Origin of the sequence: Shewanella sp. FJAT-52076, from assembly GCF_019457455.1 — a bacterium.
In the GTDB taxonomy this organism is placed as follows: Bacteria; Pseudomonadota; Gammaproteobacteria; order Enterobacterales; family Shewanellaceae; genus Shewanella; species Shewanella zhangzhouensis.
In genome coordinates this window covers 2,897,283-2,912,960 of record NZ_CP080415.1, presented here as the reverse complement: position 1 = coordinate 2,912,960, position 15,678 = coordinate 2,897,283, and the positions used below count along the sequence as shown (strand labels likewise).

The 15,678-nt window shown below is 52.9% G+C and carries 13 protein-coding genes; 5 read left to right on the top strand and 8 right to left on the bottom strand.

Annotated features, from left to right (window positions below; all coding sequences use genetic code 11):
• Nucleotides 1-37 precede the first annotated feature (37 nt).
• From K0H79_RS12695 to rlmM, 4 genes are all read left to right on the top strand, one after another.
• The gene (locus K0H79_RS12695; protein WP_220065133.1) at nt 38-949 is read left to right on the top strand and encodes a transcriptional regulator GcvA; all 912 of its coding nucleotides are present in this window, start codon (nt 38-40) and stop codon (nt 947-949) included.
• On the top strand, nt 930-1,604 hold the full coding sequence (locus K0H79_RS12690) for an alpha/beta fold hydrolase (protein WP_220076055.1): 675 nt from the start codon (nt 930-932) through the stop codon (nt 1,602-1,604). The genes K0H79_RS12695 and K0H79_RS12690 overlap by 20 nt, the downstream gene beginning before the upstream one ends.
• A complete protein-coding gene (locus tag K0H79_RS12685; RefSeq protein WP_220065131.1) occupies nt 1,605-1,991 on the top strand; it encodes a DUF423 domain-containing protein in 387 nt (128 codons plus the stop codon). It abuts the gene before it with no gap.
• Nucleotides 1,992-2,083: 92 nt separating this feature from the next.
• Entirely contained in the window at nt 2,084-3,169 is a 1,086-nt protein-coding gene (gene rlmM / locus K0H79_RS12680; RefSeq protein ID WP_220076054.1) for a 23S rRNA (cytidine(2498)-2'-O)-methyltransferase RlmM, read from the top strand.
• Nucleotides 3,170-3,260: 91 nt separating this feature from the next.
• On the opposite strand, the gene K0H79_RS12675 is transcribed toward rlmM, so the two are convergent.
• The 3 genes from K0H79_RS12675 to K0H79_RS12665 form a co-directional block, all read right to left on the bottom strand.
• Complete coding sequence (locus tag K0H79_RS12675; protein WP_258405387.1) at nt 3,261-3,620, bottom strand: GNAT family N-acetyltransferase; 360 nt, start codon at nt 3,618-3,620, stop codon at nt 3,261-3,263.
• Nucleotides 3,621-3,893: 273 nt separating this feature from the next.
• Nucleotides 3,894-4,505 (bottom strand): peptidylprolyl isomerase, encoded by a 612-nt coding sequence (locus K0H79_RS12670; RefSeq protein WP_220065128.1) that lies wholly within the window; start codon nt 4,503-4,505, stop codon nt 3,894-3,896.
• A 413-nt stretch (nt 4,506-4,918) separates the two neighbouring features.
• Entirely contained in the window at nt 4,919-5,929 is a 1,011-nt protein-coding gene (locus K0H79_RS12665) for an isocitrate dehydrogenase (protein ID WP_011760534.1), read from the bottom strand.
• 331 nt (nt 5,930-6,260) lie between these two features.
• Between K0H79_RS12665 and K0H79_RS12660 the strand changes: the two genes are divergently transcribed.
• Nucleotides 6,261-9,008: an alpha/beta hydrolase family protein gene (locus K0H79_RS12660; RefSeq protein WP_408733393.1), complete on the top strand. Its 2,748-nt coding sequence runs from the start codon at nt 6,261-6,263 to the stop codon at nt 9,006-9,008.
• 77 nt (nt 9,009-9,085) lie between these two features.
• Here K0H79_RS12660 and K0H79_RS12655 read toward each other — a convergent pair whose 3' ends face one another.
• The 5 genes from K0H79_RS12655 to K0H79_RS12635 form a co-directional block, all read right to left on the bottom strand.
• Complete coding sequence (locus tag K0H79_RS12655; protein WP_220076051.1) at nt 9,086-9,475, bottom strand: DUF3192 domain-containing protein; 390 nt, start codon at nt 9,473-9,475, stop codon at nt 9,086-9,088.
• Nucleotides 9,476-9,633: 158 nt separating this feature from the next.
• Entirely contained in the window at nt 9,634-10,395 is a 762-nt protein-coding gene (gene xni / locus K0H79_RS12650; protein ID WP_220076050.1) for a flap endonuclease Xni, read from the bottom strand.
• Nucleotides 10,392-11,747 carry a nucleotide 5'-monophosphate nucleosidase PpnN gene (gene ppnN / locus K0H79_RS12645; RefSeq protein ID WP_220065124.1) on the bottom strand — a complete coding sequence of 452 codons (1,356 nt, stop codon included), beginning with the start codon at nt 11,745-11,747 and terminating at the stop codon, nt 10,392-10,394. The genes xni and ppnN overlap by 4 nt, the downstream gene beginning before the upstream one ends.
• A 46-nt stretch (nt 11,748-11,793) precedes the next feature.
• Complete coding sequence (locus K0H79_RS12640) at nt 11,794-13,350, bottom strand: GGDEF domain-containing protein (RefSeq protein WP_220076049.1); 1,557 nt, start codon at nt 13,348-13,350, stop codon at nt 11,794-11,796.
• Nucleotides 13,351-13,492: 142 nt separating this feature from the next.
• Nucleotides 13,493-15,643 carry a lipopolysaccharide assembly protein LapB gene (locus K0H79_RS12635; protein ID WP_220076048.1) on the bottom strand — a complete coding sequence of 717 codons (2,151 nt, stop codon included), beginning with the start codon at nt 15,641-15,643 and terminating at the stop codon, nt 13,493-13,495.
• Nucleotides 15,644-15,678: the final 35 nt, after the last annotated feature.

The following is a 15,678-nucleotide window of genomic DNA, read 5'->3' as shown; positions in this document are numbered from 1 at the left end:
TTAGAAAAACTAATTAAAAAATGAGAGTGGGATCACCATGTCAAGACGACTTCCTCCACTGAATGCCGTAAAGGCCTTTGAGGCCGCTGCACGGCACCTGAGTTTTACCCGCGCCGCCGAAGAACTCTTTGTTACCCAGGCGGCGGTGAGCCATCAAATTAAGGCGCTGGAAGACTTTCTGGGATTAAAATTATTTCGGCGAAAGAACCGTTCTTTGCTGCTCACCGAAGAGGGGCAGAGCTACTTTCTCGACATCAAGGATATTTTTACCCAACTGTCCGACGCCACCGACCGTTTGCTGGCCCGCAGTGCCATTGGCTCGTTGACCGTGAGTATGTCGCCCAGTTTCGCGATTCAGTGGTTGGTGCCAAGACTTGCCAAATTCAGCGAGAAGAATCCCGACATCGACGTGCGCATCAAGGCGGTGGACAGTGAAGAGGGGTCTCTCACTGATGACGTGGATGTGGCCATCTATTATGGGCAGGGCAGTTGGCCAGGGCTCAGGGCCGATAAACTGCGTAACGAAGTACTCATCCCCGTGTGTTCCCCCATGCTGCTCAATGGCCCCAAGCCCCTTGAGAAGCCCGCAGATCTTAAGCATCACACCCTGCTGCACGACATGAGCCGTCACGACTGGCAGGCCTGGTTTCGCCAATGTGGCGTCACCGACGTGAACGTGAACCAGGGACCGATTTTCAGTCATTCGTCATTGGTATTGCAGGCCGCTGCCCATGGTCAGGGTGTGGCGCTGGGGTACAGCGTACTGGCCCGCCCGGACATCAAAGCCGGTCGCTTGGTGGTGCCCTTTCAGGAAGTGTTGGTGAGTAAAGATGCCTACTATCTGGTATGCCAGCAAAACCATGCCGAGCTTGGCAAAATAGTGGCGTTCCGTGAATGGATGCTGGACATGTTTGCTGAGGAGTCACGCAGTGAACTCTTGCCCGCCTGAAGCCCTTAACCAGATAAACACAGCGCTGCCATCCTGGCTTAAGCTCGATGGCGAGCCCGGGGATGTGATGGTGCTCTTTGCCCACGGCGCCGGTGCCGACATGGACTCGGACTTTATGGCGGCTATGGCTTCAAGGCTTGCCAGCCAGGGGGTGGCTGTGGTGCGTTTTAACTTTCCCTATATGGAGCAGCGCAAGCTTGACGGCAAGCGCCGTCCTCCCAACCGTGCCCCTGCGCTGCTCGAGTGCTTTCGCGAAGCCATTGCCATGGTTCAGACGACCTACGGGCCAAAACGATTGTTTCTGATGGGTAAATCCATGGGCGGGCGCATGGCTGCCATCCTGGGCGCTGAGTTTGATGTCGCGCAGATTGCAGGCATTCTTTGTTTGGGTTACCCCTTTTTGCCGCCCAAGGGGAAAGAAGTTCGCCTTGAGCCCTTGGCGAATTGCCAGCTGCCACTTTTGATAGTGCAGGGTGAGCGTGACAGCTTTGGCACCAGGGCGCAGGTTGCGGCCTGGGATGTGCCAACAGCCGTGAAATTCTGCTGGATTGCCGATGGCGATCACAGCCTGACACCACGCAAGTCGTCAGGGCTTACCGAAGCGGATAACCTGAAGGCTGCTGCATCAGCCTGCCTTGAATTTATGGAGAAATGAATGAATAGGGGTTTGTTTTTATTCGCATCTGTGACCGGTTTTCTCGCCGTCGCCCTCGGTGCTTTTGGTGCCCATGGCCTTAAAAATCTGGTGAGTGCCGAGATGGTTTCAGTGTTTGAATTGGCGGTTGAATACCAGTTTTACCATACCTTTGCCTTGCTCGCCGTCGCACTCGCCTGGCCCCATATTGCCTCCCGATTACTGAGCTGGGCGGCCGGTTTTTTTATCGCCGGTATGGCGCTCTTTTCTGGCTCTTTGTACGCTCTGGTCATGACGGGAGCCAAATGGTGGGGGCCTGTTACCCCGCTGGGCGGAACCTGTTTGCTGCTGGGATGGTTGCTGCTCGGCGCGGCAGTATGGCGCAGCCGGGTCGTTGACGGCAAATAGCCAAGAGACGTTCGCGCTGTGATATACTCGGCGCCAATTTCTGATTTTGCGGCCTGTGGGCCGCTTTATGTTAGCGCCAACGAAGAATCGCAATGAAAAACCTGTTCTTATATTGCCGTGCCGGTTACGAAAAAGACTGCGCGGCCGAAATTCAGCAGCGGGCCGCCGAGCTTGGTATTGGTGGTTTCGTCAAAGCCAATCGCGACGATGCCTATGTGGTATTTCAGGGCTTCAGCCCCGATGATGGTGACCGTCTCGCCAAAGATCTGCCGCTGGACTCGCTGATTTTTGCCCGGCAGATGTTCGCCTGCGGCGATTTGCTCGATGACTTTTCACCGGAAGACAGGGTGACTCCTATCACTGAGAGTCTGGCGGAAATTGAACGTGCAGGGGAACTGCGGGTAGAAACCCCCGACACCAACGAAGCCAAAGAGCTGTCGGCCTTCTGCCGTAAATTCACCGTGCCCCTGCGTCAGGCGCTGAAAAAGCGTGGCGTGCTGCTGGAGAAAGAAAGCAGCCGTCGTCCCATAGTGCATGTGTGCTTTGTGGCGCCCAACAAGGCCTTTACCGGTTATTCGTTGTCAAACAACAGCTCTCCCCACTTTATGGGGATCCCGCGGCTCAAATTCCCGTCCGATGCCCCGAGCCGTTCGACCCTCAAGCTGGATGAAGCCTTTATCCACTTTATTCCCCGCGAGGAGCATGAAACCCGTCTTCGCAGTGGCCTCAATGCGGTGGATTTGGGCGCTTGTCCCGGTGGCTGGACCTATCAACTGGTACGCCGTGGCATGATGGTACATGCCATCGATAACGGCCCCATGAACCATGATCTGATGGAGACAGGGCAGGTGACGCACCACCGCGCCGACGGATTCAAGTTTGAGCCGGCTCGCCGCAATATCTATTGGCTGGTATGTGACATGGTGGAAAAGCCCGCCCGTGTGGCTGAGTTAATGGAATACTGGGCGATTCAGGGCTGGTTTAAAGAGGCGATTTTTAACCTCAAGCTGCCAATGAAGAGTCGCTACAAAGAGGTATCGCAGATCCTCGCCAATATGCATGCCATCCTTAAGGAAAACGGCATTCACGAGTTTCATCTGGCCTGTAAGCACCTCTACCACGATCGTGATGAAGTGACTGTACATCTGTGGCTAAGACCCAGCTCTCCCTGGATTTGATAGTCACCACAAGGCTTGCATGTCTAACAAAGGCGCCCTGAGGCGCCTTTGTTAATTTTGAGATGAAACACTGGCCAGTCAAACAGACCTTTTATAACTTCTTTTCAAATAGCAGCAAGGCTCTGCCATTGTGCTCAACAACATCAAATTGCTGGTAACCCTGCTTTTTGTAGATGTGTATACCAGGTTCGTTCTCAGCGAATACATCCAGCCATATCCTGTCAGCCCCAAGATGTCGTAGGCAGTACTCCTCCATTGCCTGCATGGCTTGCTGACCTGTGCCCAGCCCCTTGCGATGCACCACAATTCGCCTGAATTCCACACTGGAGCCCTCAATGGCCAGGATAATAAAGCCGGCAACCTGCTCCCGGTGATAGATAGTCAGGTAGCAAACCTCGTCTTTTACCATTTCGGCCAGGTGCTTCTCGCGGGTGTAGGGTAGCACGTACATTGCCGTGTCCGGGGTGCTTTCCATTGCTACGAATAAGTCTACCTCGGTTACATTTGATTTGGCTAACTTAATCAAGGCGTTGTCCTTTGTGAATATCAGATCCCCCTGTGTGCTCAGTCAGATGAGTTCGCGCAAGGAGTGGCAGTGCTTTTTCATATCGGGGCAAGGATGGTTAACCGGGAAACTTGCCCGGAACTCAGGTTGAGTGTGCTCAAGACTGAATAAAAAAGCCACCCTGAAGGGTGGCTCGGAATTGGCTGCCAACTGATCTTATCAGCTGGCAGGGCAATTCATCTCGGTTACCGATTCAATCACGACTTCATCCACAGGCACATCGCTGAAGCCATTTACGTTGTGGACAGGGGCGATACTGATTTGGTCAACCACTTCCATTCCGGACAGTACCTTGCCAAATACCGCATAGCCATAGCTGCTGGCAGAATAATCCAGCTGGGGATTATCCAGTACGTTGATGAAAAACTGCGAGGTGGCCGTATCCGGTGCAGCAGTGCGAGCCATGGCCAGGGTGCCGCGATCGTTACTGAAGCCCACGCTGGCTTCGTTTTTAATGGCCGCATCCGTGTCTTTTGGCACGAGACCGCTGGTATATCCACCGCCTTGGATGACGAAGTTGTTTACCGCGCGGTGGAACAGGGTGCCATCGTAAAAGCCTTTATCGACATATTGTTTGAAGTTATTGCCGGTGATGGGGGTATTGGTCGTGTCGATGGCAAGTGTTATGTCACCAAGATTGGTGCTCATCAGATAACAGGCATCGGCTTTAAATACGACCGGGGTATCCGGTACTTCCGGCGCCGGGTCATCACTGCCACCGCCACAGGCGACCAGGTTCATGCCGATTAACAATCCTATGATTTTTTTCATCTTATATCCCTTACAGCACCTCAGGGTGCGACTGCTTTTATCTGTCTGCCGGGCACGTGGCAGGCAGGCATTGTGACCACAAATTGATGCGTGGGCAATTGCGATTGGTGGATAAATAATGAATTGATACAAAGAGATACAGTGGTTTTTGGTTTGTTGCTGCAAGGCTTTGATGGGGATGGTGGGTTAAGTGGTTGTTACTTTAGTGGGTTTTAACTGGTGATGACACCATGCTCAGCATGCAGCCTCGATATTGCCGGTGAGATGACGTCAGGCCATGGAGGGAGATGGCAACTGAGCTTATGCTGAAATTTGGGTGAGCCTTGGGTATTGGCTCCAGCGGGGAATAAAAAAGGATGAGCCTGGGCTCATCCTTTTTTATGCTGTTTGCCGCGTCAGATGACGCCGGGCACTCAGGCGAGTCTGTCGAGGACCGCTTGAGTGAAGTCGGTGGTACCGTGCGTACCGCCGAGATCGCGGGTAGTACGGTCGCCTTCTTCAATCACAGCCGCAACGGCATTGCGGATAGCCGCAGCTTTGTCAGCCATGCCGAGATATTCCAGCATCTGTACAGAAGCCAGGATCACGGAAGTGGGGTTAGCCAGGTTTTTACCGGCAATGTCCGGAGCGCTGCCGTGTACGGCTTCAAAAATGGCTGCACTGGCACCGATGTTGGCTCCGGGCGCCATACCCAGACCACCCACAAGACCGGCACACAGATCTGACAGGATGTCACCAAACAGGTTGGTGGTTACAATCACGTCGAAGTTTTCTGGGTTCATCACCAGCTTCATGCAGGTGGCGTCCACGATCATTTCTTCGGTGGTGATGTCGGGATAGCGCTGGCTTACTTCACGGGCCACTTTCAGGAACAGGCCTGAGGTGGACTTCATGATGTTGGCCTTGTGCACTATGGTCACTTTCTTACGGCCTTCCTTGCGGGCCAGCTCGTAGGCAAAAGTGGTGATCTGCTCAGCACCCTGACGGGTGATAATGCTGGTGGCTTCGGCAGTACTGCCGTCATCTGATACTTTCTGGCCGTAACCGGAGTACATACCTTCGGTATTTTCACGGACAGTGATGATGTCGATATTTTCGTATCTGGCCTGGGTTCCCTTGAAAGAGTTCACTGGGCGCACGTTGGCATACAGGCTGAACTTTTTACGCAGGGTAACGTTGATGGAGGTAAAGCCTTCACCAACGGGAGTGGTCAGTGGGCCTTTCAGGGTAATACGGTTCTTTTCGATAAGATCCAGCGTACGCTGAGGCAGCAGTTCACCATGCTTTTCCAGAGCCGTCAGGCCTGCATCGGCAAATTCATATTCGAAGTCGCAACCCGCCTTGTCGAGGATCTTCAGAGCGGAGTCGATGATGCTTGGGCCGATCCCATCACCTGGGATTACGGTAATCGTTCTTTTAGACATGGATATTCCTTCCACGGTTGGTGGTTACTGCAATTGTCGGCTTCCGCGAGCGGAAACAAGACTGGAATTATGTGATTTATGTCTCGGTTAGTTTAAACACTTTTATACACTTTTCACAGGAAAAGGTGAGCAAACACTCGGTTTTTTCTGTAGGCTAACATGCATAAATCAAGGCTAAGAAAGATGATTCAAAGCCTAAGCCTTAAAAAGTCTACTTTAGTCGAATAACAACTTATAAAGAGGACGACCTTTGAAGCCTTCCGCTCTATTTTGCGCTCTGGCAAGTGCCGCCAGTCTGAGCTTGCCTGCCCTGGCAGCGCCTTCGGGCAACATGCAAGTTCAGGACATCATGAAATTCGAATCTCTCAAAAAACCTGTGATTGCTGATAATGGCTCACTGGTGGCGGTGGAAGTTGCACCCGACAGAGGGGATAGCCATACCTTGCTGCGTTCAACCACAGGTAAACGCCAATTGAGCATTGCCGGTGCTTCAAAGCCTGCCGTCAGTGCCGATGGCCGGTATGTGGCCATGGTGCTGGAGCCTTCGCTGCTTGAAAAAGAAACCAGTGATGCCAAAGCCCGTAAAAAATTGAAGGACGGCATGGTATTGGTGGAAGTCGCCACCGGTAAAGAGCAGCGTTTTGCCCGGGTGAAGGAGTTTGCCTTCAACGATGCCGGTACTGTGCTCGCGGTCTGGTTTGATGCCGAGGAAGACAAAAAGGACAAGACCGACGATAAGGCGGTAGATGCCTCTTCCGTGACCGAGACCAAAGCTCAAGCTGGTGAAGAGAGCGCCAAAAAGCCCAAGGTGGATAAGGCCGACAAGGGCTCGCCACTGACGCTGATAGCCCTCGAGAGCGGCAAACAGCTCGAATTACAAGATGTCACTGCCTATGTATTTGACAAAAAAGGCAAAACTGCAGCGGTGTTGGTAAATGATGCTGCGCAGGGTAAGCATCAACTGCTGTCGGTTACCCTGATTGACCTGAGCCAGCAGCAAAAGTACAGCGCCGAAACCGAGCAACTGGGGGCGCTCGCAATAAACCACGATGGCAGCCAGATTGCCTTCAGCGCCGGCGTGGCCGCCGACAAGGTGGATGAGCGTCAGTACCGTCTCGGACTTGTGAATGGCAAGGGGGACGTCAGCTTTGCCCTGCATCCCGATGCCTGGGTTCTGAACCAATATTCGCGGCTGTCGTTTTCCGATGACGGCGAGCGGCTGTATTTTGGCACTGTGCCTGAAGTCAGTAAGGTGCTTAGCCTGCAAAAGTTCAGCGATGAGGCGAGTCTGTATGACACTGCGACTATCCGTGACAGCCGCGGTCTTAAGCTATGGCATGGTGATGACCCGCGGATTAAACCCCATGAAATCAAGACCTATGACAAGCTGAAGAAGCAGACACTGCTGGCCGTATGGCACCTGGCGCGCAATCAGGTTGTGCAACTTGCCACCCCTGAAGTGCCGGAAGCCAAATCCATAGAGTACGGCCGCTTTGTGCTGGGCAGCTCCAGTGAACCTTACCTGAAAGAAATCACCTGGGCCGGGTTTTACAGCGATTTTTACCTTATCGATACCCTGAGTGGGGAGCGCACGGCGGTGGCGCTGCGTCAGCCGTCAAACAGCGAGCCCAGCATTTCGCCCCATGGTCGCTACGCCGCCTATTTCCGTGAGGGGCAGGTACAGCTCCTGGATGTGGCTTCAAAGCAGCTTAGGGTGTTGAATGCCAATCTTGACGTGCCATTTGCCGATGAAGACCATGACTATCCCTCCGATGCGCCGGGTTATGGTTTCGGCCCCTGGCTGGCTGATGAAAGTGGCCTGTTGGTATACGACAAATACGATATCTGGCAATTTGCTGCGGCAGATGCCAAGGCGCTTAAGCTAACCTCGGGAAGAGACAAAGGCATCAGCTACCGGGTTGAAGGTCTGTATCAGGACAAAGACCAGGCACCTGCTACCGCGAGTGCCAGTCACAGTCTGCTCGTGAAAGGCTACAACGAACGCACCAAGGCCGATGGTTTCTACCGGATCACCCTGGGCAAAGAAGGCCTTAAAACCCTGCATGCCAAAGAGGAAAAACTCAGCGTACTGGCACGCGCCAGGCACGCCGATACCCTGGTATTCAGCCGTGAACGTTACGACCGTTTCCCGGACCTTTACAGCGCCAACGTGCTGGAGGTGGATGATGCCCGCCGTTTAACTGAGCTTGACGCGCAGCGCAGCCAGTTTGGCTGGGGTAAGGCCGAATTGGTGCACTGGACCAATACCGACGGTAAGCCGCTCGATGGTGTTCTTATCAAACCCGCGGGTTACGAGGCCGGTAAGCGTTACCCTGTGCTGGTGTATTTCTATCGCTTTATGAGCGACCGTTTGCATGCCTTCCCGGCGATGAACATCAACCACAGACCTAACTTTGCCTGGTACGCCAACCAGGGCTATGCCATCTTCCTGCCGGACATTCGTTTTGAGGTGGGCTATCCGGGTAACAGCTCGGTTCAGGCGTTGACCTCTGGCGTGCAAAAGCTGATTGAAATGGGGATTGCCGATCCCAAAGCCGTGGGTATTCAGGGCCACTCCTGGGGCGGTTATCAAACGGCCTTTGCCGTGACCCAGACCCACATCTTTGCCGCTGCCGTAACAGGGGCTCCCGTTGGCAACATGACCAGCGCCTATAGTGGCATTCGTCATGGCACCGGCCTTGCCCGTCAGTTCCAGTATGAAACCGGCCAGAGCCGTATCGGCGAAAGTCTGATGCAGGCGCCGCTGAAATACGTGGAAAACTCGCCGGTGTTTTATGCTGACCGTATCAAGACGCCCATGATGATCATGTTCGGTGACAAGGATGATGCGGTGCCATGGGAGCAGGGAGTTGAGTTGTATCTGGCCATGCGCCGTGCCGGTAAGGATGTGGTGTTGCTGCAATACGAGGGTGAGCCTCACCATCTTAAGCAATACGGCAACAAGCTCGACTACAGTATTCGGATGAAGGAATACTTCGACCACTACCTGAAAGGTGCCAGGGCGCCAGCGTGGTTGGAGCAGGGCGAACCCTATCGCGAGTACGCAAAAGAAGACTGAAAGGCGTGATTGCATAAACACGTCCAGCAATAAAAAAGCCGCCCAGAGGCGGCTTTTTTATTAACGCTATTACTGTGTCAGATGCCCGATGGGGCCTCATCAAGATATTGCTTGTAAGTATCTGAGCCCCAGGCAACCAGGAGATTATCTTTGAATAACAGTGGTGTACACTCATCCTTGGTGGTCACGCCATCTGATTTTTCATGGTGGGTGCGATAAAAGAGCACCTGCAGAGCACTGTCTTTGATTGATTTGGCTTCGCTGAAGTCCGGCGCACCAAGCAGTTGGCGCACAGAGCCAATGTCCTGTCCTATCACCAGTTCGGCCAGTGCCTTGTTGTTGTATACCTGCCTGTCTTCCCAATCCATATTCTCAGGTGTTGGCTCGTACCCTATTGCCACCACAGCCACAAACGCCAGGTAGGCCGCAAATACGGAGCCTATCACCACGGGAGCCTTGCTTTTCATATCCCTTTTCCTCATTACTGCTTTCGGCTTGCGCCGAAGATGCGGATAAAGATACTGCAAGGCGTGAAGGCGGTAAATAAGTTGTGTTATTTGTTACAAAATTGCCTGTAACGCAGAGATGACTGGTGGGACAAGGCCAGCCAAATCGAATGGTGCCATCAGGATGGATTGACCCTGAGATCGCTCAGTTTGAGGTGCAGCGGCAGTTCGGTTTGCAGTTTTGCCAACTTGTAGCTGAGGCGTGCCATATCACGGCCTTCGCGTAACTTATTGGCCTGCCTGCTGCCGAGGGTGCCGAGGGAATGGTAGAGATTGGCGAGGCTGCGATAGGTGCGCAGCAATTCGCTGGCCGACTTGGGACCTATACCGGGGATACCGGGAATTTTATTGCCGCTGTCGCCGCACAGGGCAATGTAATCGAGCAGTTGATGGCGCTCGATACCCAATTTGGATTCAAAAGCCTCGATATCAAAATACTGGCCGGCGAAATGATCCCACTGCCTGATATGGGGGGACATCAGTTGCAACAGCCCCTTGTCGGTCGACACGATAATAGCTTCACCGCCATTGGCCGCCAGCTTGCAGGCAAGAGTGGCTATAACATCGTCTGCCTCGGATTCGGCGTTAACCGAGTGCACATTCAATGCCTCAAGTTTGGTTTTTAATGCCGGCAACCCCTTGGCGAGAGCTTCGGGCATGGGTTTGCGGCCTTTTTTATAATCTTCGTACAGATGCTTGCGCCATGAGATGGCATCGCCATCCCAGACGATGGCGCAGTGGGTGGGCTGGTGGCCCCGCAGTAATTTACGGCAGGCCTGGGCAACCCTTTCATACAGGGTATCCATGTCGCCCTCATCGGGCAGGGCGGCATGAATACGGCGGATCAGATTCAATCCATCTATGATGAGCAGGCGATTCATTTGACTATCTTGTAGCAGGGTTCATAGGCGCTGCCCGGCAGCTTCATGCGCTGCTGATGGACAAATGCCTGCAGCAAATCGTCCATTAACGACATCAACCTGGGATCGCCCCGTAATTCAAAGGGACCATGGCGTTTGATGAGACGAATGGTTTCACCTTTCACGTTGCCGGCAACAATGCCTGAAAACGCCCGGCGCAGGTTAGCGGCGAGTTCTGCCTTATTGTGTTGAAAATACAGATGCAGGTTGGCCATCACTTCGTGTGTGGGGACAAAGGGCAGCTGAAACTCAGGTTCGATACGCAGTGACCACTGGTAGGGGTAGGCGTCGCCATTGGTCTTGCGAAACACCTTAACCTGCTCCATCCCTTCACGCATCACCCGCGCCACTTCATCGGGGTTATCGATAATGATGTGGTATTTACTGCGGGCTTCCTCCCCCAGAGTCGCAGCAACAAATTCATCAATTTTAATGAAGTAGTCGGCGCTTTCTCTGGGGCCGGTTAATACCAATGGAAAGGGTATGTGCTCGTTTGCCTTGTTCAGCAGGATACCCAGCAGATACAAGAGCTCCTCGGCGGTGCCCGCCCCGCCGGGGAAAATCACTATGCCATGCCCCAGGCGCACAAAGGCTTCCAGCCGTTTTTCGATATCCGGCAATATCACCAATTCGTTGACGATTTGATTGGGGGGCTCGGCGGCGATAATACTGGGCTCGGTGAGGCCAATATATCGGGCGTTGCAAATACGCTGTTTGGCGTGACCTATGGCCGCCCCCTTCATGGGGCCTTCCATGGCGCCGGGGCCACAGCCGGTGCAGATATCCAGCTTCCTCAAGCCCAACTGATAACCCACTTCACGGGTGTACTGGTACTCGATGGCATTGATACTGTGGCCGCCCCAGCACACTACCACATTGGGATCGTTCTTGGTGGGCAAGGCCCGGGCGTTTCTGAGGATATCAAACACCACGTTGGTGATGTGACTGGCATTGGTGAGGTTGATGTGTTTGAGGTTATCGTACTTGTCGGCGATGTAGAGAATGTCTCTGAGCACTGAGAACAAATGCTCCTGAATACCGGCGATGATCTGACCATCGACAAAGGCTTGTTCAGGCGGGTTGATAAGTTCGAGTTTTACCCCGCGCTCGCGCTGCAGGATATTGATTTCAAAATCTTTGTATTTATCGAACAGCTCAGACGAACTGTCGCTTTTCAGGCCTGAGGCCAATACGGCCAGTGAACAGTTGCGATAGAGTTGATAGAGGGGACTTTTGGCACTTTGCTTGAGACGATCGACTTCCAGCTGGGAAAGCTGATCCATGCTACCACGGGGACTGACTTTCACTATCATAGCAACTCCTTGTGCGTCGACAGGAGTTGCTTACTCCCCACCGGGGCTAGCAGTCGATAATCACCCTGTCTCTGCTCTCATGTTTGGCTTTGTAGAGGGCCGCGTCAGCTCGCTCGAAGGTTTCGTGAATGAGCTCATTATCCATTACCCGTGCGGCCCCTATGGATACTGTAACTGTAATTCTCTGATTTTTAAATTTAAATGGAATATTTTTTACTTTCTCACGCACCCGGTTCAGCAGTTGCACTATGTCAGTATCTGATACTTCTGGGATGAGCAGTACAAATTCTTCACCACCGTAGCGGGCCACGAACTCAGTATCCCGCAGCGAATTCTTCAGCGCCATGGCTATCACCTGCAGAGTCTTATCGCCGGTGCTGTGGCCAAAGTTATCGTTGATGGACTTGAAGTGGTCTATGTCGGCCACCGCTACCCACAGGGGATGCTTATGGCGCTGGAAGCTCCTGAATTCCTGCTCCATACGCTCTTCCAGCGCAGCCCGATTGGGCAATTGGGTGAGGGTATCCAGCAGATTCAGCTTTTGCTGTTCAAACAAACGCTCTTTATAGTTGCTGGCTTCTTCGGCAAGTTCATTGAGTTCTTTGCGCATGGTCTCCATCGACTTGCGCAGCAACGCCTGTTCTCTTTGTTCCAGGGCTTCTTTGCGGGACAGCGCCGATCGCAGGCTGGAGAGCTGCTCGGTAATTTGAAACTTGAGCGTAGTGATATCTTCAATATCCACTATAGCTTCGCCCACGTTATCGACCCGGGAGTTAATCTCGCGATTGAGTTGATGCTTGAGCTGATGACTGCGCTGGGTATGGTTATAAGAGTCTGATACGACTTCGCGCACCGCAGACAAGGCATCATTCAGGGCATAGAGGAATTCCTGAGAGGCACTTTTCTCACGGGCGATATTATCAACCAGCAGCGACAGTATGGTTTGATAGGCATCCATCAGCCCCTCAACATCTATCTCGCCGGCCAACATTTCTTTGATCACCAGCACCTGATCGCGCTGGTCTTTGCGAAATTCGATTTCGGAGATGGTCTGGGCCAGCTCATGGGCCAGTTGACGGTGTTTCGGCAGCACTGCCAAAGGTTCACCGGACTTAAACTGTGCCGACAGTATCTCTTCGTAAAACGCCATCAACTTTTCGACCTTGGGGATATATTCCCACACGGTGTGCAGAGGCTTGGAGAGATCCTGTTTAAAGTAGGCGACTTCTTTTTTGAGTTTGTCGGGTGCGGACTCGACACGCTGAATTTGGCGTACGACCCGACCAAGGCCCGCGCGGCTGTCTTCGAGCTGTGCCATTACATGGTGATATTGTCCCTTGAGCAAGCGCTCAACTTCGACAATATCCGGCAGCGCATCGTCGAGCTTTTCATAGGTGGTCAGTTGGTGGCGTAATTTGGCAAGTCGGTTATCCAACTCGAGATTTTGCCCTTTGCAGGCCAGGCTCAGATTGGAAATGAACTGCAGCAAGGTTTGCAACTTGGCGTTGCGATCTTCATTGAGCTCATCCAACGCCACCTTTGCAGAATGGAGTTTCTGTTTGAGTAGCGTGATTTGCGAAATCGCTTCGTTGGCGTCCTTCATGCAGAATGCTTTCCTGGCTGAATAAACTGACTGTGTTTTCTCATACTGAACCGGTATTTTGACCACTGGATTAATGGTATCGCAATCAACCCAGAGTGCAAACGTAAGCCACATCCCGTTGCAGAATATTTGACTGAAATCATCAATTAATTAATGGATCATCCGCTGTCGCAGGTGTCTGCCATTGGGGCCAGGCTATTTTATCTTTGTCGCCGTTGGTTTCCACCCTAATCAGGCCGCGGCCGATGCTTTTTTCCAGATGCAAATACAGCGGATGGCTGAAAACCGCTGAGGGCGTAAAGTCCAGCGCCCATAAGGTGACGTATAGATCTTTGTCTTCATCCAGTGACAAGGCCCCGGCCATTGCCAATTCAAGCACTTCTATATGATTGTTATCCGGTATAAAAAGTTCCGGATTCGGCAGCAACGGCAGGTTAATAAAGCTAAGCCGCAGCCGGCCTTCGATATGGGGGAGTTGGTTTCTGAGGTTAAAGAGCAGCGCGTCCGCCGCCTGGATGGGTTCATCAAAACTTAAGCCGACAAGACCCGGGCGTATGACATAGGTTTTGATACCAGGCAGTTTTTCAATGGCGTTTGCTGTTTCTTTTGCTGCTTCCACCATGCGCTTATGGCCAAGTTTGATATCAGATTCACATAAGCTGTCTATTCGCAGCAGTGCCACTGCCTTGGTCTTTGGGCTTTTAATCGCACTGCGAAGGGCCGGAAAACCCGGGTGTGCCGTGGCTCCGTCCAGAGGCAGCTTATGCTTTAACGAGGCGATTTTGGCCTTAAGCTCCCGGCGTGAGCGACGATAGTGCCAAACCATGGTTGCCAGCGTGAGCACCAGCATCAGGCTGCCGGCCAGCAGTATAGTGCGCTCCCTGAGATGGGCATGGCTCTCTTGCAGCTGCTCATTCTTTTGGTGTAAATCCAGCCTCAGTTTTTGTTCGGTCAGTGCCGATGTGCTCGGGTTGGCAGCAATCTGAGGGGCGGCTTCTTCTTGTTGGAGGCTGATGATTTGCTGCTGGAAATCCAGCGCACCCTGCAAGTCGGCCAAGGCTTTGGCAGCAATTACTTTTTGGCTGAGCGACTCGATAAGTACATCATTGAGGGACTGCTGACGGGCGAGGTTGTATGCAATGTCTGCATGCTCACGGCAGGGCTGCCATTGGGATAACTTACAGAAGGTTTCGGCAATCAAGACTTCGTTATACACCAAAAAGTGCTTCATTTTCCGCTCGGCAAACATCTGATTGGCCTGCTGCAGATAATTCAGCGCCAGTTCGAGTTCACCCAGCTCCCCATAGGCTTCACCCAGGTTGTGGAAGTTACGGGCAAGGGCGGAATAATTGCCACTGCGTCTGTCGACCTGAAGGGCATTGAGGTAATAGTCGATTGCCTTGTTCCACTCGTTATTACCTGCATGGGTCATGGCGATGACGGTCAGGGTGGCCGACAGGTAGTTTTCACTGCCTATCTGGCCAAAGGTTTCGGCAGCATCGTGGGCATGGCTCAGGGCTTCGCTGCGTTGCCCTAAATCACGATATACCTTGGCCAGCTGCATCTGAAGAAACGCGCGCTGGAAAGGATGGTGTTCCTGATCCGACAGCCGCAAAGCCTCGCTGTAATGCTGCAACGCCTTGGTCAGTTCCTGTTTTTTGTTGTAGTACTTGCCAAGCTCGGCTTCGGCATTGGCTATCAGATAGTCATCGCGAAGTTGATAGGCCTGGTCCCGGAACTTCTGCAGATGTACCAGAGCGGTCACGTCCTGATTGATCATCAGATACATACTACCGAGCTGCTCATGCAGGTTGAGTCTCAGCACCTGCGAGGTCAGACTCTGGCTCTCCTGATCCTGAGTGAGCGCCTGAATGAAATAGCCGGCCGCTTCTTCGAACTTGAGTTCAAGCCTGCCCAGCATCCGACCTCTGAGCATCAGGGCCATGGCTTTTTCGTAGGGTGTAGCCGCCGATTTTTCCAGCGAGCTGACAATCAGCTCAAGGTCCTGGGCTTTGTTGGCATTTTCAACATTGGGTTGCAAGTTGGCACGGGCAATCAGGGCCAGCAGTTCGGCGAGTTCTTCTACCGATAAGCCTTGCTCTCTGGCGTAAGCACTGAATGCGGCACGGGTTTCAAGCACTGATGGGGGCAGCGGAAGCGACGCATTGACACGATTAAAAATCTGCTGCGGTGACTCTCTAAGTTCAACTTCTTCCGACTTGAGGTCTCTTGCGAATGCAAAATGGGATAAACACAGAATTAACAGCGAAAAAGCCAATAAAATAAATCGCATAAATTATCCGTCGCTCAAGTCTGCCCCTGCAAAAA